At 72.0% G+C, this 19,905-nt stretch carries 16 protein-coding genes and 1 pseudogene; 8 read left to right on the plus strand and 9 right to left on the minus strand.

From position 1 onward, the window contains the following. Positions 1-16 precede the first annotated feature (16 nt). The 5 genes from RM479_RS04265 to RM479_RS04285 form a co-directional block, all read right to left on the minus strand. The gene (locus RM479_RS04265; protein ID WP_311510373.1) at positions 17-631 is read right to left on the minus strand and encodes an energy-coupling factor transporter transmembrane component T family protein; all 615 of its coding nucleotides are present in this window, start codon (positions 629-631) and stop codon (positions 17-19) included. Continuing rightward, the gene (locus RM479_RS04270) at positions 628-1,308 is read right to left on the minus strand and encodes an energy-coupling factor ABC transporter ATP-binding protein (protein ID WP_311510374.1); all 681 of its coding nucleotides are present in this window, start codon (positions 1,306-1,308) and stop codon (positions 628-630) included. Before RM479_RS04270 ends, RM479_RS04265 begins: the two co-directional genes overlap by 4 nt. Next, positions 1,308-1,973, minus strand: coding sequence for a biotin transporter BioY (locus RM479_RS04275; protein ID WP_311510375.1), 666 nt, complete (start codon positions 1,971-1,973; stop codon positions 1,308-1,310). Before RM479_RS04275 ends, RM479_RS04270 begins: the two co-directional genes overlap by 1 nt. A 188-nt stretch (positions 1,974-2,161) precedes the next feature. Beyond that, a complete protein-coding gene (locus RM479_RS04280; protein WP_311510376.1) occupies positions 2,162-2,359 on the minus strand; it encodes a DUF397 domain-containing protein in 198 nt (65 codons plus the stop codon). After that, complete coding sequence (locus tag RM479_RS04285) at positions 2,331-3,176, minus strand: helix-turn-helix domain-containing protein (RefSeq protein ID WP_311510377.1); 846 nt, start codon at positions 3,174-3,176, stop codon at positions 2,331-2,333. The genes RM479_RS04280 and RM479_RS04285 overlap by 29 nt, the downstream gene beginning before the upstream one ends. 211 nt (positions 3,177-3,387) lie before the next feature. On the opposite strand from RM479_RS04285, the gene RM479_RS04290 reads away from it, so the two are divergent. Then, a complete protein-coding gene (locus tag RM479_RS04290; RefSeq protein ID WP_311510378.1) occupies positions 3,388-3,885 on the plus strand; it encodes an ATP-binding protein in 498 nt (165 codons plus the stop codon). Beyond that, positions 3,882-4,109 carry a hypothetical protein gene (locus RM479_RS04295; RefSeq protein ID WP_311510379.1) on the plus strand — a complete coding sequence of 76 codons (228 nt, stop codon included), beginning with the start codon at positions 3,882-3,884 and terminating at the stop codon, positions 4,107-4,109. Before RM479_RS04290 ends, RM479_RS04295 begins: the two co-directional genes overlap by 4 nt. Before the next feature lie 434 nt (positions 4,110-4,543). Here the strand turns inward: RM479_RS04295 and RM479_RS04300 are convergent, their stop codons facing one another. Then, on the minus strand, positions 4,544-5,743 hold the full coding sequence (locus RM479_RS04300) for a lactonase family protein (RefSeq protein WP_311510380.1): 1,200 nt from the start codon (positions 5,741-5,743) through the stop codon (positions 4,544-4,546). 420 nt (positions 5,744-6,163) lie between these two features. On the opposite strand from RM479_RS04300, the gene RM479_RS04305 reads away from it, so the two are divergent. Together RM479_RS04305 and RM479_RS04310 are read left to right on the plus strand one after the other, a co-directional pair. Then, on the plus strand, positions 6,164-6,661 hold the full coding sequence (locus RM479_RS04305; RefSeq protein ID WP_311510381.1) for a globin domain-containing protein: 498 nt from the start codon (positions 6,164-6,166) through the stop codon (positions 6,659-6,661). Between the two features lie 51 nt (positions 6,662-6,712). Beyond that, a complete protein-coding gene (locus tag RM479_RS04310; protein WP_311510382.1) occupies positions 6,713-7,345 on the plus strand; it encodes a pyridoxamine 5'-phosphate oxidase family protein in 633 nt (210 codons plus the stop codon). Positions 7,346-7,398: 53 nt separating this feature from the next. On the opposite strand, the pseudogene RM479_RS04315 reads toward RM479_RS04310, so the two are convergent. After that, a pseudogene (locus tag RM479_RS04315) lies at positions 7,399-7,527 on the minus strand (DUF3418 domain-containing protein); the annotation flags it as partial. A gap of 109 nt (positions 7,528-7,636) precedes the next feature. Between RM479_RS04315 and RM479_RS04320 the strand changes: the two are divergent. Together RM479_RS04320 and RM479_RS04325 are read left to right on the plus strand one after the other, a co-directional pair. Next, positions 7,637-7,909 (plus strand): type II toxin-antitoxin system TacA family antitoxin, encoded by a 273-nt coding sequence (locus tag RM479_RS04320; RefSeq protein ID WP_274807443.1) that lies wholly within the window; start codon positions 7,637-7,639, stop codon positions 7,907-7,909. A gap of 7 nt (positions 7,910-7,916) precedes the next feature. After that, positions 7,917-8,408: a GNAT family N-acetyltransferase gene (locus tag RM479_RS04325; RefSeq protein WP_311510384.1), complete on the plus strand. Its 492-nt coding sequence runs from the start codon at positions 7,917-7,919 to the stop codon at positions 8,406-8,408. Positions 8,409-8,448: 40 nt separating this feature from the next. On the opposite strand, the gene hrpA is transcribed toward RM479_RS04325, so the two are convergent. Next, positions 8,449-12,447 carry an ATP-dependent RNA helicase HrpA gene (gene hrpA / locus RM479_RS04330; protein WP_311510385.1) on the minus strand — a complete coding sequence of 1,333 codons (3,999 nt, stop codon included), beginning with the start codon at positions 12,445-12,447 and terminating at the stop codon, positions 8,449-8,451. 184 nt (positions 12,448-12,631) lie between these two features. On the opposite strand from hrpA, the gene RM479_RS04335 reads away from it, so the two are divergent. Next, positions 12,632-13,195 carry a TetR/AcrR family transcriptional regulator gene (locus RM479_RS04335; protein WP_311510386.1) on the plus strand — a complete coding sequence of 188 codons (564 nt, stop codon included), beginning with the start codon at positions 12,632-12,634 and terminating at the stop codon, positions 13,193-13,195. Positions 13,196-13,290: 95 nt separating this feature from the next. Then, positions 13,291-13,653: a cupin domain-containing protein gene (locus RM479_RS04340; RefSeq protein WP_311510387.1), complete on the plus strand. Its 363-nt coding sequence runs from the start codon at positions 13,291-13,293 to the stop codon at positions 13,651-13,653. A gap of 36 nt (positions 13,654-13,689) precedes the next feature. Here RM479_RS04340 and RM479_RS04345 read toward each other — a convergent pair whose 3' ends face one another. Next, positions 13,690-19,875, minus strand: a complete 6,186-nt coding sequence (locus RM479_RS04345; RefSeq protein WP_311510388.1) for a type I polyketide synthase — start codon at positions 19,873-19,875, stop codon at positions 13,690-13,692. Positions 19,876-19,905 lie beyond the last annotated feature (30 nt).

The raw sequence follows: 19,905 nt of genomic DNA on the forward strand, positions 1-19,905 counted from the left end.
TTCGTGAGAGAGGGTGTCAGGGCCGGGCGTCCTCGTCGATGCCGCGGGCCACGAGGGCCTCGCCCGTCGCCTCGGCCATGCGGAACAGCTGCACGATGAGCGGGGTCACCAACAGGTGGGGGCGTCCCGACAGCCCGCGCGCCCGGTAGCCCTCCACGGCCGCGCGCCAGGCGGCGGCGACCATGGGGATCGAGCGGATCGTCAGGGCCAGGACCAGGGCGACCCGCTCGGAGGAGACGCCGAACCGGCCCAGGGGCCGGGCCAGCCGCTCGAAGAGGTCGAGCATCTCGCGGACCCGGGTGGTGAGCGTGACCGCGTTGGCCAGCAGCACCAGCGCCAGGAGCTGGGAACACAGGCGCACCCCCGTGAGAGGGTCGCCGAAGAGCCCCTGGAAGACCCCGATCGCCAGCAGGAACGGCCACAGCGTCCGCAGCACCCCGAGGACCCGCTTGAAGGGCAGTCCCACCGCCGGGTAGAGGAGGACGGCGGCGAGGAGGAGCCCCACCGACACCCGCGGGTCGGCCAGCGCGATGACCACGACGCAGACGACGAGCAGGCCGGCGAGTTTGGTCCGCGCCCGGAGCCGGTACAGGACGCCGTCGCCGGGGATGTAGAGGCCGAGCGTGTTCACCGGTCGTCCATGAGCTTGACGTAGTGGTCGACCGCGTCGGCGGGCAGGCCGTCGAACACGATCCGGCCGTCGTCGACCACGAGGACCCGGTCGAAGGCGTCGAGCAGGTCCAGGTCGTGGGTGAACAGGACGACCTGTTGCTCCAGGGTGTCGAGGACCCGGTGGACCATGCGTGTGTTGCGCAGGTCGAGCAGGGTGGTGGGCTCGTCGCAGACGAGGATCTCCGGTTCGGTCGCCAGGACGGCGGCCAGGGCCAGCAGCTGTTTCTGGCCGCCGGAGAGCAGGTGTCCGGGGTGATCGCGGTGCCCGTCCAGGCCGTACCGCTCCAGCAGGGTGTCGACCCGCCGGGCCGTCTCCTCCCGCCCCAGTCCGAGCGCGCGCAGACCGATCTCCACGTCCTCGGCGACCGTGGGCATGATGATCTGGTTCGCGGCGTCGGAGAAGACGAATCCGACCCGGCGGCGGATGTGCCTGGCGTGACGGCGGGTGTCCCACTCCCCGAGCGTCACCCGGCCCTCGTCGGGGACGACGAGGCCGTTGAGGGTGCGGGCGAGCGTGGACTTGCCCGATCCGTTCGCCCCGATCACGCCGATGCGGTGCTCGGCGAGGTCCAGGGTGATGCCGCGCAGCACGGGGCGCGCGTCATAGGAGTGGGAGACACCCTCCAGGCGGAGCATCAGGCGTCCTCGCCCCTGTCGGCCTTCTCGGCCTCGGCGGTCCTCTCGATCGGCTCGACGTCCTCGATGACCGGACGGCCGGCGGGCGGGATCGGGTAGGCGCGGTACACGGCGGAGGCGATGAGGGCGGCGATCACGGCCTTGGCCAGGTCGCCGGGCAGGTACCAGACCATGGCGGTGAACGCGGCGAGGTGGTCGTTGCCCATGGCCACGCCCAGCCAGGGGACGCCGACGGCGTAGACGACGAGGATGCCGCCGACGACGTTGACGGCGAGTCCCGCCCAGAAGAGGTAGCGACCGTTGCGGACCATGAGGTCGGTGAGCAGGCCGATGATCAGGGCGGCGGGGATCCAGCTGAGGATGAACCCGGCGGAGGGGCCGGCCAGGACGCCCAGGCCGCCGGCGCCGCCGGCGAACAGGGGCAGACCCGCAAGGCCCAGGACGAGGAAGACCGCGACGGCGAGGGTGCCGCGCTTCCAGCCCAGGAGGGCCGGGACGAGCATGATGCCCAGGGTCTGGAGCGTGATCGGGACCGGGGAGAAGGAGAGGTTGATGGCACCGGTGATGCTGAGGACGGCGATGAACGCGGCGAACACGGCGATGAGCGCCAGGTCGCGGGCGGTCAGTCCCTTGTAGCGGACGCCGGTGGTCCGGGTCGTGGGCATGGGCTTCCCCTCGGAAGACGAACAGGAGTGGAACAGCACCCATTGTCCGTTATCGGGGGTCGCCGACGGGATGGCGGGGGTGTACAGAACCCGAGCTGCGGGAATTGTCGGACTCCCCCTGAGACGCGGGTCACATTCCGCCTCGCCGGACGCCGACGCCGGGCGGCGCGCGTGGGAACCCGCCGGACCTACCCGGCCACGGTGTCCTCCCGCAGGAGGGACAGGAGCGCGCCCCAGTCGGAGGAGGGGAAGGTGAGGTGCCCGAGGGGGCGGTTCTGGGTGTCACGGACGTGGACGTGGGCGGGGGTGTCCGCGACCTCGACGCAATGGCCTCCCTGGTTGCCGCTGTAGCTGGACTTACGCCAGCGAGAAGGGGTCGATTCCATGGCTGTGTGCCTCCTTGTAGCGGGAGATGAAGTCAACGGACTCGTCCGGAGAGAGGGACATCGAACGCAGCACACCGAAGCGCAACGCGCATTGTTCCACCTCGTCGGCGTCGGCGGTCACTCGACCACTGCCCGGAATCTCGGCGTAGGCCATACGCTCACCACCCTCCATGTCCAGGACGGTGAAGGCGCCATCCAACGCCGCGTGTACACCTTTGGCGAAAGGGAGGACCTGAAGACGTACACGAGTTCTTGCGGCCAGCTCAAGGAGGTGTTGAAGCTGAGCGATCATCACTTCCCGGGGTCCCATCGGACGCCGCAGGACACTCTCATCGAGCACCGACCACATCAGTGGCGGCTGTTCCCGATCCAGGATCTCCTGACGGGCGATACGGGTGTTGAGCAAGCGCTCGACCTCTCCGTCTTCGCTGGGCGGCCAGCTCGCACTCAGCACCGCCCGCGCGTAGTCCCTGGTCTGAAAGAAGCCGGGAACCACCTGGGTCTGGAAGTCATGAATGGCTCTGGCTTCGCACTCCAGATCCACATACTCCTTGAATCCGTGCGGGTAGCCTTCCTGGCCCCCTGGCCAGAGGCGGAGAAGGGCACCACGCGCACCGAGCACCTCGTCCGCCTTCTCCGCGAAGCTCTTGCGTGGAGCACGCTCCGCGCGCTCCACCGCCCCCAGCATTTGATGGGAGATCAGCGTCGCCTTGGCCAACTCCCGCTGGGACAGATCCGCTACGCGACGTAGACGCTGAAGCTCGTTCCCGAATTGTACTAATGCCGCTTTTGTGACTGCCTTCCGACCACTGCCCATGACCACAGTTGACCACAGCAAGACACATCGTGCTGCATTTTTCTACAAGCTGCTACTTCTGATAGCAGCGAAGGATTTTCAGGTGCCTGCCGTGTCATTGTGGCCAGGTGAAGCCGGGATGCGACCCAGCACTCACGCAAACGGCCCTGGACGGTGGACGAACACCGAACCAGGGCCTTGGCCCACAACCTGAGTAGACAGGTGAGGACCCATGTCCAACCGTATCGTTCCCAACACCCCCGAACCGCGTCGGCGGCTGCCGCTGCGGCGTTGCTCCTTCCGTTTCGTCGGACGTCCCGAGAGCGTGAAGGAGGCCCGTGACTGGATGGAGCGCAAACTGGCCTTCGCGGACGCTCCGGAGGAGACCGCCGAGAACACCCTGCTCCTACTCTCGGAGCTGGCGACCAACAACGTCCGGCACGCCCCGAACGGCGACGTGGCGCGCGGTGACTTCTACGTCCGGGCGTTCTTCTTCCACGGGTGGCTGCGCGTGGAGGTCCTCGACGCCTACGGGCGGGCCCCGTCCGTCCACGTCGTCAGCCCCGATCCCTACGCCGAGGGTGGGCGCGGCCTGCTGCTGGTGAACGCCCTCGCCTCCCGCTGGGGGCGCTTTCGGTCCCTGCGCGGACCCGGGATGTACTTCGAGCTGCGATGGCCCGTGCCCGAACCGCCGGCCCCGGCGGTCCCCCTCCCCCGGAAGGCCCGGTGAGCACCGTGGAGGGCCACCACGGGAGGCCGAGCGCCACGGTTCTGACACTGCGCGAGGAGTTCCCCGGCTTCCTCGTCCGCGAACCGCGCGGAGATCGGGGACGGCCCCGTCCCATGGCGATCAGCACCCGGACCACCGACGGCGGCCGGCCCGAACCGGTCGTGTGCGCGGGCGCCGAGGAACTTCGGAAGGCCCCGAAGGCCATGGAAGGCGGTGCGGCATGACCGCCTTCACGACCCCGGAGACCGTCGGAGCGTCCATTCCGCAGCAGGTGAACCACCTCCGCGCCACCTACCGTGAGCACGGGTGGACGGTGTGGCACGGCAGCTCGACCGGCCGGTACCGGGCGGCGCACACCGGACGCATGGTGATGCTGAGCGGTGACAGTGCCCCGGAGTTGGCGGCCGAGATCGAGAAGACGCAGCCGAGCAGGCCGGTCGTGGCGGTTCCGGCTCGGTCACGGCGATGGCACACGGAGCCGCCGCCGAGGCCGGGGCCGCGAGGGTCGTGGAGCCGGTCCGGTGCGGTGGCGACGATGGGGACAGGCGTCAGTCGGTGAGGCTCGTGGCCCGGGGCCGACCGTTCCCGGGCCACACGTACGTCCGGGGTGGAGTCGGACGAAACGGAGCGACCGGAGCGCCGCCCCGGGGCGCGCCGGTCAGGCGTGATCGCAGGCGCGGCGGATGCGGTTGATGGGGACCGGCAGGACGCAGACCGGGATCGGGATCTCCAGGCGGTGGCCGGTGTCGGTGGGGACGCCGGTGTCGGGGTCGATGCGCAGCGAGCGGAGTTCGTCGCCGTTCTGGGCGGCGACGACCAGGTGGTCGGGCTCGTCCCGGTGGCCCCGGACGACCGCGAAGTGGCGGGGCCAGTCCCCCACCGGGGTGTCGGCCAGGTGCTCCAGGCGGGCGCCCTCGTCGCGGACCGCGAAGGTGGAGACCACGTTCGCGCCCCGGTTGGACACGTACACCCGTCCCTCGTAGGTGGTGGTCATCGGCAGGGCGTCGCCGTCGGCGATCTCCCGGCCGGTGACCTTGAGGCGGTGCAGGGCGATCTCCGCCGGGAAGTTCGCGTCGTGGACGCCGCCGATGGTCGGGACCGAGCCCAGGTGTTCACCGGTGCCCCGGCGCGGGTTCCACCGGACGACGTGCACCCGGGAGTCGAGTTCGCCGGCGACGTAGACGTGGTCGCCGTTGACCGCCATGTGGCGGGGCCCGGTGCCCGCTGGCAGCCTCACCGTGCCGAACAGGCCCTCGTCCGGGTGGGCCGGCTCCTCGTCCCGGACCGGCACCGCGTACTGGTACACGCGCAGTTCGTCGGTGCCCAGGTCGGCGGTGAGCAGGTAGCGCAGGCGGCGTTCGTGCGAGTTCAGCACCACGGCGGTGCTGTGCGCGTGCGGGCCCTCCTGGCGGTCGGTGACCGGGCCGCTCCCCCGGTACGCGAGTTCGCGGTGGGGCGGGGCGGGGACGCCGTCGGCGTCGGTCGGCACGAAGGTCACCACGCCGTTGGCGTAGTTGGCGACGGCGACCTGTTCGGGGCCCAGGTAGCGGACGTGGCAGGGCGATCCCCCACCGGTGGGGACCTCGCCGAGTTCGGTGAGGTCGGCGCTCCCGTCGATGCGGAAGGCCGTCAGGGTGCCCTTCTCCCGCTCGTTGACCGCGTAAACGGTGGGCGGCTCGGGCCGATAGGCCAGGAACGAGGGTCCCGGGGTGCTCGCCGCCACCCCCTGGTCGAAGAGTTCGCCGGTCACGGGGTCGAACCCCACCCGGTGGATCCCCCGACCCGCGCCGGGCGGGTCGGAGTCCGGGGTGTAGGTGCCCACGAGCAGCAGCCGTCGTCCGTTCACCGCGTCGCCCAAGGGGACCTCGTTTCCTCGCGTCTGTGCCGACGGTGGTCTACACCACCCGCCGCATGCTATCGCCCCGCGACCTCGCGAAGAAGGGACCGGGCGGGGTCGCGGGCCCACGGCGGCGCAACAGAACGAGGACACTCCTCCCCGTAGCAGATCTGTTACAGTTCCCCCTCAAAAGACCGAGAAAAGAAGACAAGGGTCACTTGCACCCCACCCGTCCCGTTGTTTCCTCTCTCGTCCCGCACCGTTCGCCGGCGGGGCTCCTGGTGGGACGGGTGGATCCGAGCCCCTCGGCGCGAGACCGCGTCCCGGTCGCCGAGGACCTCCCCGGTGCACGACCCCGTCCTCTTCGGTGACGGCGGGCTCGCAGCGCCCCGCCCGCTGACGCACCGTGGTTCCCCTCTCACCCGAACCCTGGACCCGTCCTTGACTCTTCGCCGTATATCCGAGGTACCGCTCCCCGACCGGGAGATCATCGAGCTGGTCCGCCAGTCGTGCGTCGACCTGCCCGAGGGATCGACCCGCCTGGCCAAGTCCTTCTACGACAACCTGTTCGAGATGGTCCCCGCCGTGCGGGACATGTTCTCCGCCGACCTGCGGCCCCAGCAGCAACGCATGGCCGACGCCCTGTTGTCGGTGGTGCGCCACCTCGACTCCCCCGACGAGATCGCGCACTACCTGCGGCGCCTGGGCAGGGACCACCACCGGGACCTGGGTGTGCTCCCCGAGCACTACCCCCATGTCGGACGGGCCCTGGTCCGCGCCGTCAGCGAGGTCTCGCCCACCTGGTCGTCCTCGATGAGTTCGGCCTGGGTGCTGGTCTACCAGTGGATCACCGCGCAGATGCTCGCCGGGGCCGAGGAGTCCGCCGCCGCGTCGGCCCCGCCCGCCCCACGGTCCACCATGTCCCGCAGCGCGCGCTGACGGGCGCGCCGGCCCCTCTCCCACACCGCACACCGTCGAAAGCCCCACCTCATGACACAGACCAGCCAGAACCACTCGACCGGCACGGAGGGAGAGCGGTACGTCCAGCACGTCATGGGCACGACCGAACGCGCGGAGCGCTTCTACCGCGACCAGATGCTGGACCACCTCAACGCGGAGATGCGCGCCTTCATCGCCCGGCAGGAGATGCTGTTCATCGCCACGGCGGACGGCCGGGGCGAGTGCGACTCCAGTTTCAGGGCCGGCCCCCCGGGTTTCGTCCACGTGATCGACGACCGCACCCTGGCCTTCCCCGAGTACCGCGGCAACGGCGTCTTCGCCAGTGCGGGCAACATGTCCCAGAATCCGCACATCGGCCTGATGTTCCTCGACTTCCTGCGCGACCGGATCGGCCTCCACGTGAACGGCCGGGTGAAGATCATGGAGGACGAGCGCCTGCGGGACCACGTGCGGGACCTGCCCCTGCCGGAGGTCCCGGGCCAGCGGGCGCAGATGTGGGTCCTGGTACAGGTGGAGGAGGCCTACATCCACTGCCGCAAGCACATCCCCCACCTGCGCAAGGTCGGGGCCGAGGAGGACTGGGGCACGGACGACACCCTCCGCAAGGGCGGGGACTTCTTCGGGGCCAGGCAGGAGAACGCCGCCCGGCGCGCCACCCCGTAGACCACCGCGCCCCGGCCCGCACGGGCCGGGGCGCGCGTCCGTCGCGCGGGCGGCTACCGCCCCGCGGCCTTGACCGCCTCGACCGCCTTCATGATCCTCTTGTCGGAGACGGGGAAGGCGGTGCGGATCGCCCCCTGGGCGAACAGGCTCACCCGGTACTCCTCCAGCATCCAGCGCAGTTCACACCCCCTCCCAATGTCCGTACAAATGCCGTACACTCGGGGGCGAGTCCCGGCTGTGCGTCCGACACCGCCGCCCGGAAAGATCGCCCACCAAGAAAGACCTGCGCCCATGAGCATCGCCACGGAACGGATCGAAGTCCGCGTCACGCCCGAGGACAAGGCACTGCTCCTTGAGGCAGCCCGTATCAGCCACGAGTCCGCTTCCAAGTTCGTCGTCCGAACCGCCAGGGAGGCGGCCACGGAGATCGTGGAGCGCGAGCAGGCCACCACGGTCCCCGCCGCGTTCTTCGACGCCATGGTCGAATCCCTGGAGGAGCCCGCTCAGCCGATCGAGGAACTGGCCTCCGCGGTGCGCAGGCACCGCTCCATGGTGAAGAGGTAAACCGGCCGTGTTCGTCTGTCAGCCCCTCCGGCGAGAGCACCGCACCGACACCTTCTCCTGCGGGAAGGAGGAGCTGGACGCCTGGCTGCGCAGAAGCGCGCTGCACGCGCGTGCCAACAACACCGCGGCCACCTTCGTCTGGTGCGAGGAGGGCTCCACGGAGGTGGTGGCCTACTACTCCTTCACCTCCATGACCCTGGAGCGGGAGGAGCTGCCCAGATCCCTGGCCCGAGGCGGCATGCACAAGATGCCCGCCGTGCTCTTGGCGCGGCTGGCCCTGGACACACGCCACCAGGGGCGAGGTCTGGGACCCGTGCTGTTGGTGGACGCCTTCGAACGGGCCCTGACCGGCAACGAGGTCTTCGCCGTACGGTTCTTCGTGGTCGACGCCCTGGACGAGGAGGCGTACACCTTCTATGAGAAGCACGGGTTCCGGGGCATTCCCGGGAGCATGCGGCTGTACCGGAAGATGAGCGACATCGCCAAGACCCTGGCGTGACGCCGCCGAGGCCCACCCGCCTCACGGGTGGGCCCGCAGGCTACCTCCCGGCGGCCTTGACCGCCTCGACCGCCTTCATGATCCTCTTGTCGGAGACGGGGAAGGCGGTGCGGATCGCCCCCTGGGCGAACAGGCTCACCCGGTACTCCTCCAGCATCCAGCGCAGTTCGACGACGTCGGGGTCGGCGGAACGGCCCGGCTTGAGACCGCCGACCACCTTGGCGATCGCCTGGCGCATCTGTTCGACCCTGCTCATCTCGACCTGGTCGCGGCGCGGGTTCTCCGGCAGCTTCTCCAGCCGGTACTCCACGGCGCGCAGGTAGCGGTGCAGGTCGTCGAGGCGACCCACCCCCGTGGCGGTGAGGAACCCGTCGCCGACGAGGGAGACGAGCTGGCCCTGGACGTCGTTGAGCGACGGCAGGACCGCCAGGGACGTGGTGCCCTTGACCTTCTTGGCGACCTTGCGCCACAGCACCAGGACCCGGGCCGCCTTGGGCAGGATCTCCGCGACGACGTCGCCCAGGTCGGTGCGGACGCGCTCGGCGAGCGCGGCGAAGTCGTCGCCGTTCCACACCGGTCCGCCCGCGCGGGCGAGCAGGTGGTCGACGGCCGCCGTCTCGGCGTCGGCGAGCAGCTTCTTCGTGGACCCGTACGGGTTGTCCGCGAGGGCGAGCTTGTCGGGGTTGTTGAGCCCCTTGCTCACCACGGCCGCCGGCGAGGGCAGGTTGAGCAGCAGCAACCTGCGGGTGCCGGTCCACATGGCGGCGCGCTGTTCGAGTTCGGTGTCGAAGATGCGCACGGCGACGCTGTCGCCCTCGTCCACCAGGGCCGGGTACCCCTTGACCTTGGGGCCCAGTGCCTTGCGCTCCAGGGTGCGCTCCAGCGGGCCGAAGTCCCAGGAGGTGATCCCCTTCTTCTCCACGCCCTTGGCCTCGGCGGAGATGGCCTCGCGCAGACGCGGTTTGAGCTTGGCGCGCAGCCGTTCGAGGTCCTTGTCCTCGGCCAGGGCGCGCTGCCGGTCGTCCACCGCGCGGAAGGTGATCCGCAGGTGGTCGGGCACCCTGGTCAGGTCGAAGGCGTCGGCCGGGACGCGCTCCCCCGCCATGCGGGTGAGTTCGGCGGCCAGCGCCGAGGTGAGCGTCCCCTCGTAGGGGGTCAGCCCGGCCAGGGCGCGGTCGGCGTTGTCCGGCACGGGGACGAAGTTGCGGCGCAGCGGCTTGGGCAGGGCCCGGATGAGCGCGGTGACCAGGTCGGCGCGCAGCCCCGGGATCTGCCAGTCGAACCCGTCGGCCTCCACCTGGTTGAGGACCTTGAGCGGGATGTGCGCGGTGACGCCGTCGGAGTCGCTGCCCGGCTCGAACTGGTAGGTGAGCGGGAAGACCAGCGCCCCCTGACGCCAGGTGTCGGGGTAGTCCTCCTCACTGACCACGTCGACGCCGTCGTTGATGAGGTCCTCGCGGGTGAAGTCGAGGAGTTTCGGCTCGTCGCGACGGGCCTGCTTCCACCAGGCGTCGAAGTGGGCGGCGGAGACGACGTCCTCGGGGACCCGCGCGTCGTAGAACCGGAACAGGGTCTCGTCGTCGACGACGATGTCGCGGCGGCGGGCCCGGTGCTCCAGGTCCTCGACCTCGTCCAGCAGGGCGCGATTGTCGCGGAAGAAGTGGTGACGGGTGTCCCAGTCGCCCTCCACCAGGGCGCGGCGGATGAACAGCTCCCGGGACAGCTCCGGGTCGACCCGCCCGTAGGACACCTTGCGCTGCACGACGATGGGCACCCCGTAGAGGGTGACCCGTTCGAAGGCCATGACGGCTCCGCGCTTGCGCTCCCAGTGCGGTTCGCTGTAGCTGCGCTTGACGATGTCGTCGGCCAGTTCCTCGGCCCACTCCGGTTCGATGCGGGCGACCATGCGCCCCCAGAGCTTGGAGGTCTCCACGAGTTCGGCGGCCATCACGAAACGGGGCTGCTTCTTGAACAACGCGGAACCGGGGAAGATCGCGAACCGGGCCCCGCGGCCACCGAGGTACTCGTGCTTCTCGGGGTCCTTGAGGCCGACGTGGGACAGCAGCCCGGCCAGCAGGGACATGTGGACGGCGCGCGGGTCGGCGGCCTCGGGGCGCAGCGGCGGCACCTCGATGTCCATCTGCCGCAGCACCTGCTTGAGCTGGCCGTGGATGTCCTGCCACTCGCGCACGCGCAGGTAGTTGAGGAACTCGTCGCGGCACATGCGGCGGAACCGGTTGCCCGACAGCTCCTTCTGCTGGTCGCGCAGGTGGTTCCACAGGTTGAGGAAGGCCAGGAAGTCCGATTCCTTGTCGGCGAACCGGGCGTGCGCCTGCTGGGCCTGCTGCTGCTTGTCGGTGGGCCGTTCACGCGGGTCCTGGATGGACAGCGCGGAGGTGATGACGAGGACCTCGGCCAGGCAGTCGCGCTGCTCGGCCTCCAGGACCATGCGGCCCAGGCGGGGGTCGACGGGCAGCTGGGCCAGGCGACGACCCATCGGGGTGAGCCGGCGCTTGGCTCCGGAGGGGTCCGGGTGCAGGGCGCCGAGCTCGTTGAGGAGGTTGACGCCGTCCTTGATCTGACGGTGGTCGGGGCCGTCCACGAACGGGAACGCGGCGACGTCGCCCAGTCCCAGGGCGGCCATCTGGAGGATGACCGAGGCCAGGTTCGTGCGCAGGATCTCGGGGTCGGTGTACTCGGGGCGGGACAGGAAGTCCTCTTCGGAGTACAGCCGGATGCAGATGCCCTCCGAGACGCGACCGCAGCGGCCCTTGCGCTGGTTGGCGGAGGCCTGGGAGACCGCCTCGATGGGCAGGCGCTGCACCTTGGTGCGGTGGGAGTAGCGGGAGATGCGCGCGGTGCCCGGGTCGATGACGTACTTGATGCCCGGGACCGTCAGGGAGGTCTCGGCGACGTTGGTGGCCAGGACGACGCGGCGTCCGGAGTGGGAGGACCACACCCGTTTCTGCTCGGCGACCGACAGTCGGGCGTAGAGCGGCAGGATCTCGGTGTCGCGGAGCCGGCGCTTCTCCAGCGCCTCGGCGGTGTCGCGGATCTCCCGCTCACCGCTGAGGAAGACCAGGACGTCGCCGGGGTCCTCGCGGGAGAGCTCGTCGACGGCGTCGAGGATGGCCTGGGTCTGGTCGCGGTCGGTACCGCCTCCCGGGCTCCTCTCCCAGCCCGCCCCACCACCCTCGACGGACGGCCTTCGGCCGCCGTTCTCCTCGGGGTCGAGGACGTCCTCGGAGATGGGCCGGTAGCGGACCTCGACCGGGTAGGTGCGGCCGGACACCTCGACGATGGGCGCGTCGTCGAAGTGGCGGGAGAACCGCTCGGGGTCGATGGTCGCCGAGGTGATGACGACCTTCAGGTCGGGGCGCTTGGGCAGCAACTGCTTGAGGTAGCCCAGCAGGAAGTCGACGTTGAGGCTGCGCTCGTGGGCCTCGTCGATGATGAGCGTGTCGTAGGCGCGCAGCATCCGGTCGTGCTGGATCTCGGCGAGCAGGATGCCGTCGGTCATCAGCTTGACGAGGGTGTCGTCGCCGGAGGAGTCGGTGAAGCGCACCTTGTAACCGACGGTGCCGCCCAGGGGCGTGCCGATCTCCTCGGCGATGCGCTCGGCCACGGTGCGGGCGGCCAGCCGGCGCGGCTGCGTGTGCCCGATGGTGCCCATGACGCCGCGGCCCAGTTCCAGACAGATCTTGGGGAGCTGGGTGGTCTTGCCCGAACCGGTCTCACCGGCGACGATGACGACCTGGTTGTCGCGGATGGCCTCGGCGATCTCCTCACGACGGCCGCTGACCGGCAGCGACTCGGGGTAGGTCAGCTCGGGAACGGCCTCGCGGCGCAGTTCCACGCGCAGCCGCGCCTCGTCGACGTCCCGGGCGAGCTGCGTGAGGACGGAGGCGCGTCGGCGTTCGTCGCGCATCTTGGCCAGGCCGTCGATACGCCGACGGAGCCGGTGGCGGTCCACGGGCATGAGGTCGCGGAGCCGGGAGCGGAGATGGTCCGCGGTGGGTGCGGGCGTGGTGGTGCTCATCAGTAGTCAAGGGTAGGAGGGACGGCAACCGGTTTTTCCCACGGTGCCGCACGGGCCGAGGCTTCGGGCGGGGGCCCTGGGCACATCCACTCAACGTCACCACGACGCCCTTTGTTCCGGGACCGGATACCGCGCGGCACACGATGCCCCCGGTCTGTACCGGCAACGGGTCTAACATGGGTGAATGCCTCACGACACGCGCAATGTGCTGTTGGCCTCGGCCACCGCCCTCCTGGACGAGGGTGGAGTCGAAGCGGTGACCCTCCGTGAGGTCGGCCGTATGAGCGGCGTGTCCCACATGGCCCCCTACAAACACTTCCACGACAAGGAATCCCTGCTGGCGGTCATCGCCACCCGGGAGGTGGAGCGGTTGGGCCACATGATCGACCACGCCGCCGACGCCCCCGACGATCTCGGCGGAACGCTCCACTCGGTGCTGCACTCCTACGTCTCGTGGGCCCTGGAGCATCCGGTGCGGTTCCGGCTGATCTACTGCGGTCCGTGGACCCGCCCCCGCCGCGAGTTGGAGGAGGCCCTCGGGCGCACCTCCGAGAGGGTGACGGACGTGGTGCGCCGTTGCCAGCGCGGCGGTGAGCTGGCCGGGCACGACCCCGAACGGTGCACCTGCCTGCTGCTGGCCGCCGCGCACGGCGCCGTCCAGTTGAGGCTGGCGGGACATCCGGCCTCGGCCGGCGACCCGGACGTCGTCGTGGACGATCTCCTCGGCCTGTTGCGCTCCCCCCGGTAGGGGCGCGGCGGACCGGTCGATCTGTCATGCATCGGCCCCCGATGGGAACACCGTGTCGGTTCCCCGCGGGGGCCGTCGCGTTCATGATGGAGGACATGAACACGCTCTCAGCCCTCGCACCCTTCGTCGCGCGCGTCGCCGACGTGGACCTCGAACCCGAGCCGCTGGACCCGGCGCTGATCGTCGCGGGCGACCCCGTGGTCACCTCGCGCGTCCTGTGGGAGTCCGCCGACGGTTCCCAGAGCCGGGGCATCTGGCAGATCACCCCGGGGGTGGTCACCGACACCGAGGCGGACGAGGTGTTCGTCGTGCTGAGCGGACGCGCCACCATCGAGGTGACCGGTGGACCCACCCTGGAGGTCGGGGCCGGGGACGTGTGCCTGTTGCGCGCCGGCGACCACACCCGGTGGACGGTGCACGAGACCCTGCGCAAGGTCTACCACGTCACGGAGGCCTGACCGGCCCCGCCGTCGGCGACGGCGGGGCCGACGGGGTCACAGACCGCGCGCGGTGAGCCAGTCGTGGAAGAGCGCGCCGACCACGTCCACGTGGCCCTCCAACATGGTGAAGTGGTCGCCGGGGACGCGCAGCACCTCGTGTCCGACCGTCCAGGTGAACGGCGCGAGCCGCCGGCCGTCGCGGTCGACGGTGGCCTGTTCGGGACGCACCTGGAGCACCGGCGTCTCCACGGGGCCGGGCCGCCAGTCGCGGAACAGGCGCAGGTAGGCGCCCATGGCGGTGAGTCGGACACCGTCCATGATGCCGATCATCTCGGCGCGTTCGACCACGCCCGTCTCGATGGTGGGCAGACCCGAGACGTCCAGGTCGGCGGGGTCGGGGGTGTCCATCAGCGCCGTGATGACCGGGGCCCGGGCGCTCCCCCGCCGTTGGAGGTCCTCCAGGCGCCGCAGGACCTCGTGCGCCACCCATCCGCCGGAGGACCGGCTGACCAGGACGTAGGGGTCCGCTCCGGCACAGGCGGCGACCGCGTCGGCCAGGACCTCGGCGACGGCGTCGATGTCCTCCGGGAGCGGTTCGCCGTCACCGAACCCGGGTTGGGCGATGACGTCGACCTTGCGGTGGCCCCGGATGCGCCCGGCGAACCGGGCGAACTCCTGGACCCCGGAGACCATGAGGATCGACGGCAGGCAGATGAGCCGGGTCGCCTCCCCCTCGCGTGACAGCCGGACCGGGGCGCGGGGCGGGCCGATGTCGGCGGTCCCGGTGAAGGTGGGCCGCATCCGGGAGGCCGACCACAGCAGGTCGAGACCGTCCGCGATGCGCCGCCGACGGCAGGCGTCCACGAACAGGTCGACCAGGCCGTCGGAGGCCGCCGACCCCCGGGACGTCTCCGCCGGCCGTTCCTGGACGATCGTCTCGGCGGCCAGGTGGGCGGCGAGCGCGCGCGGGGTCGGGTGGGCGAACGCCAGCCCGGCGGGCAGCCGCAGACCGGTGGACGTGGCGAGCCGGTTGCGCAGTTCGACCGCGGTGAGCGAGTCGAAGCCCATCTCCAGGAAGGGGGCGTCCGCGCCGACCTCGGTCGCGCCGGTGTGACCGAGCACCTCGGCGGTGGCCGACAGCACGTGGGCCAGGGTGACCTCCGCGCGCCGGTCGAGGGGGGTGCGCGCCAGGGTGCCGCGCAGGTCGTCGGCGGTGGGCCCGGAGGTGCCCGCGCGGCGGCGCGGCGGGCGCACCAGCCCGGAGAGCATGGTGGCGACCGCGCCGGTGCGGGCGGCCCGGGCCCGCGCCCCGGCCAGGTCCATCGGTACCGGCAACAGGTGGGGGCGGCCCGTGTTCAGGGCGTCGTCGAACAGGGTCAGCCCGTGATCGGTGGCCATCGGAGCGGCCAGGCCGAGGCGGGCGTAGCGACCGATGTCGCTGTCGTCGAGGCGGGCTGTGCCGCCGCCGCGCCGGGCCCACATGCCCCAGGACAGGGACACCGCGTGCAGGCCCGTGGCGCGCCGGTGGTGGGCGAGCATGTCGGTGTAGGCGTTGGCGGCGCTGTAGTGGGCCTGGCCGGGGCTGCCCAGGGTGCCGGCCGCGGAGGAGAACAGCACGAACGCGGACGCTCCGGGGAGCAGGTCGTGCAGATGGCGCACGGCGTCGACCTTGGGTCGCAGCACACGGTCGACGGCGTCGGGGGTGATGGAGGTGAACAGGGCGTCGTCCAGGTCGGCGGCGACGTGCACGACCCCGGTGACGCGGTGGCCGGACAGGAGGGCCGCCGCGCGGTCGCGGTCGGCGATGTCGCAGGCGGCCACGGCGACCCGGGCACCGCGGCCGGTCAGGTCGGCTTCGAGTTCGGCGGCTCCCTTGGCGTCGTGCCCGCTGCGGCTGACCAGGAGCAGGTCGCGCACGCCGTGGCGGTCCACGAGGTGGCGGGCGATCTCCCCGCCCAGGGTGCCGGTGGCCCCGGTGACCAGGACGGTGCCGTCCCCGAAGGAGAGGGGCGTGTCGATCCGTTCGGTGCGGACCAGGCGGGGCGACAGGGCGACGCCGGCGCGGACCGCCGTCTGTTCGCCGCCACCGGTCAGCGCGGCGACCAGGACGGGGGCGCAGCGTCCGGGGTCGTCGGTGTCCACGATGGCGAACCGGCCGGGGTGTTCCTGGGCGGCGGCGCGCACCAGCCCCCACAGGGGGGCGTGGACCAGGTCGGGGACGTCCTCGTCGGCCGTGGCGGCGACCGCTCGGTGGGTGAGGACGACCTGGTGGGCGTCCCGGGTGCGGGGGTCGGCGAGCAGTCGCTGCATCGCGGCGACGGCGTCCTTGACGGCGGCGCGCACGTCGGCCGGGTCGGGGGCGACCGGGGCGATCAGGCGGGGCAGGAGGACGTGGTCGGGTACGGGCGCCCCGTGGTCGAGGGCGGTGAGGAGGGCGTCGACGTCGGGGTGGGCGCGGACGGTGTGCCCGGCGGCGGTGAGCGCGGAGGCGATGTCGAGGAGGTCCTCGCCGACCACGGCCCACCCTTGGCGTCCGGGGGCGGCCGGGGCGGCGGCGGGCGACCACGCGATGTGGAACAGGTCGTCGGAGAGGGCCTTCGCGGCGAGGTCCGCCGCGGGGGCCCGCAGGACGAGGGACTCGACCTCGGCCACGGGGGCGCCCTCGGAGTCGGCGAGCAGCATCGTCACCTCGTCGGTGCCGGTGGGCCGCACGTGGACGCGCAGGCGGGTGGCGCCGACGGCGTGCAGGGTGACGCCGCTCCAGCCGAAGGGCAGGCGCACCCCGTCACGGGGCATCCAGGGGGCGCAGCCGATGGCGTGCTGGGCGGCGTCGGCGAGGGCGGGGTGCAGTCCGAACCGGGCGGCCTCGGCGTGCCGGGCGGCGGGCAGGGCGATCTCGGCCCACACCTCGTCGCCGCGCGTCCAGGCCGCGGTCAGGCCCCGGAAGGCGGGCCCGTAGGAGTAGCCGAGGGCCTCCAGCCCGGCGTAGAGGTCGACGATGTCGACGGGTTCGGCTCCGTCGGGCGGCCATACGACGAGATCGCGGGGGTGCGTGGCGGGTTCGGGGGCGAGGGTGCCGCAGGCGTGCCGGGTCCAGGGCCGTTCACCCAGGTCGGGGGCTCCGGGGTCGCCGGCGGGGCGGGCGTGCACGGTGATCGCGCGGTGCCCGTGGTCGTCGGCGGCCTCGACGACGACCTGGAGCTGGACGCCGCCCCTGTCCGGCAGGACCAGGGGGACCTGGACGATGAGTTCGGCGACGTGGGGGACGCCGAGCCGTTCACCGGCCGCGAGGGCCAGGTCGAGGAAGGCGGTGCCGGGCAGCAGCACGGTGTCACGGGCGGCGTGGTCCGACAGCCAGGGGTGGGCGCCACGGGAGAGGCGGCCGGTGAACAGGACGGTTCCGCTGTCGGCGAGCGGCAGGGCCGCGCCGAGCAGCGGGTGCTCCTCCCTCTCCAGGCCGGCGGAGGTGACGTCGCTCCGGCCGCCGTCGGCGGTGAGCCACAGGCGACGGCGCTGGAAGGCGTAGGTGGGCAGGTCCACGAAACGGGCGCCGTCGCCGAACACCGTGGACCAGTCGGGCGCGGCGCCGTGGGCGAAGGCCTCGGCCAGGGCGGTGCGCAGGCGTTCGGTGCCGCCCTCGTCGCGGCGCAGGGTGCCGATGGCGGCGGCGTTCGCGCCGGTCTCGGCGAGCGTCTCGGCGATGGGGGCGGTGAGCACGGGGTGGGCGCTGACCTCGATGAACCGGGTGTGTCCGGCCGCCAGGAGGGCCTCGGTGGCCTTCTGGAAGAGCACGGGGCGGCTGAGCCCGGCGTACCAGTGGTCGGCGTCGGCGGGCCGGTCCAGGAGGCCGCCGGTGACCGGGGTGTACAGGGGGACGTCGGGCTCGGAGGGGGTGAGGTGCGCCAGTCCGCCGAGGAGTTCGTCACGGACCGCAGCGGTGTGGGGGGTGTGGGAGATGAGGGAGTCGGCGAAGAGGCGGGCGCGCACGCCCCGGGCGGTGGAGGCCTCGATGAGCCGGAGGACCGCGGCGCGGTCGCCGCCCACGACGGTGGTGCCGGGGCTGTTGGCCACGGCGACGTGCAGGTCGCCGGTGTCGGCCAGGTGCGGTTCGAGGTCGGCCGCGCCCTGGGAGATCACCGCCATGGCGACGTCGCCGTTGAGCCGTCCCAGCACGCGGCTGCGCACCGCGATGACCTCGGCGGACTGTTCGAGGGTGAGGGCTCCCGCGATGTGCGCGGCGGCGACCTCGCCCTGGGAGTGGCCGACGACGGCGTCGGGGTGGACGCCGTGGGCGCGCCACAGGGCGGTGAGGCCGATCATGACCGCCCACAGCAGTTGGGGGACGACGTCGGCGCGGTCGGGTGAGGGGGCGCCGGGGCGGCCGAGGAGGACGTCGGTGAGCCGCCAGTCGTTGTGCGGGGCCAGGGCGCGTTCGCAGTCGGCGACGCGCGCGGCGAACACGGGGGACTCGGTGAGCAGGGTGCGGGCCATGCCCTCCCACTGGGAGCCCTGACCGGGGTAGACGAACACGGTCCGGCCCTCGCGGGCGCGACCGCGCGCGATGCCGGGCTCTCGGACGGCGCCGGCGGCGAGGGCGTCCAGGCGGGCCAGCAGGGTGGCGCGGTCGGCGCCGACGACGGCCGCCCGGTGGGTGAACGGGGTGCGGGCCGTGGCCAGGGTCGCGCCGACGTCGGCCGGGTCGAGGTCGGGATCGGCGGCGACCCGGTCGCGCAGGCGGCGGATCTGGTCGGCCAGGGCGTCGGGGCCGTGTCCGGACAGTACCCACGGCACGGGGACGGGCTGGACGGCGGGGGTGAGCGCGGTGCGTTCCCGGGCGGGGGCCGGCTCGGCCTCGGGGGCCTGTTCGAGGACGACGTGGACGTTGGTGCCGCTGGCTCCGAAGGCGGAGACGCCGGCGCGGCGCGCACGTCCGGTCTCCGGCCAGGGGCGGGCCTGGAGGATCGGTGCCACCCCTCCCGACGCCCAGTCCACGTGCGGGGTGGGCGCGGACACGTGCAGGGTGGGCGGCAGCGTGCCGTGGCGCAGCGCCTGGACGGTCTTGATGACCCCGGCCACCCCGGCGGCGGCGCCGGTGTGACCGACGTTGGACTTGAGCGAGCCCAGCCACAGGGGCTCGCCGGCGCGGTCGCGGCCGTAGACCGCGGTGAGCGCGCCGGCCTCGATGGGGTCTCCCAGGCGGGTGCCGGTGCCGTGCGCCTCGACGGCGTCGACGTCGGCGGGGGTGAGACGGGCGTCGGCCAGGGCGGCGCGGATGACGCGCTCCTGGGCGGGACCGCTGGGGGCGGTGAGTCCGCTGGAGGCGCCGTCCTGGTTGACGGCGACGCCCCGGAGGAGCGCCAGGACGTGCCGGCCGTTGCGTCGGGCGTCGGAGAGGCGTTCCAGGACGATCATGCCCGCCGCCTCTCCCCAGCCGGTGCCGTCGGCGTCGGCGGAGAACGCCTTGCAGCGGCCGTCCGGGGCCAGGACCCCGTGCCCGCCGAAGGACACCCAGGGGGACACGTCGGTGTAGACGCCGACGCCGCCGGCCAGGGCCAGGGAGGACTCACCGGCGCGCAGGGAGCGCACGGCCAGGGAGATGGCGGTCAGGGAGGAGGAGCAGGCGGTGTCGACGGTGACGGCGGGGCCCTCCAGGCCCAGGGTGTAGGACACCCGGCCGGCGGCGACGGCGGGCATGGCGCCGAGCATCCGGTAGCCGACGAGTTCGGGCGGCGACTCCTGGACGGGCGGTCCGTAGGTCTGCCCGACCGTGCCGACGAACACCCCGGCGGGGGTGGCGCGCAGGGACGCGGGGACGATGCCGGCGTGTTCGAGGGCCTCCCAGGCGGTCTCCAGGACCAGCCGGTGCTGGGGGTCCATGGCCAGTGCCTCGCGGGGGTTGATCCCGAAGAAGGCCGGGTCGAAGTCGCCGGCGTCGGCGATGAGGGAGGCGGAGCGCACGTAGGTGGACCCGGGGTCGTCCGGGTCCGGGGACAGCAGCCGGTCCAGGTCCCAACCGCGGTCCTCGGGGAAGGGACCGAGGGTCTCGCGCCCCTCGATGACCAGGTCCCACAGGCCTTCGGGATCGGTGATCCCGGGGAAGCGGCAGCCGATGCCGACGATCGCGATCGGTTCGTGGTCGCGTTCCTCCAGCTCGGTGACCCGTGATCTGGACTGGCGCAGATCGACGGCCATCTTCTTGACCAGTTCGCGGAACTTGTCCTCGTTCGTCGTACGCGTCATGCGTGTGCTCTCACCACCGTGATCGTCGGG

Origin of the sequence: Nocardiopsis lambiniae (genome assembly GCF_031845465.1) — a bacterium.
GTDB classification, from domain to species: Bacteria; Actinomycetota; Actinomycetes; order Streptosporangiales; family Streptosporangiaceae; genus Nocardiopsis; species Nocardiopsis lambiniae.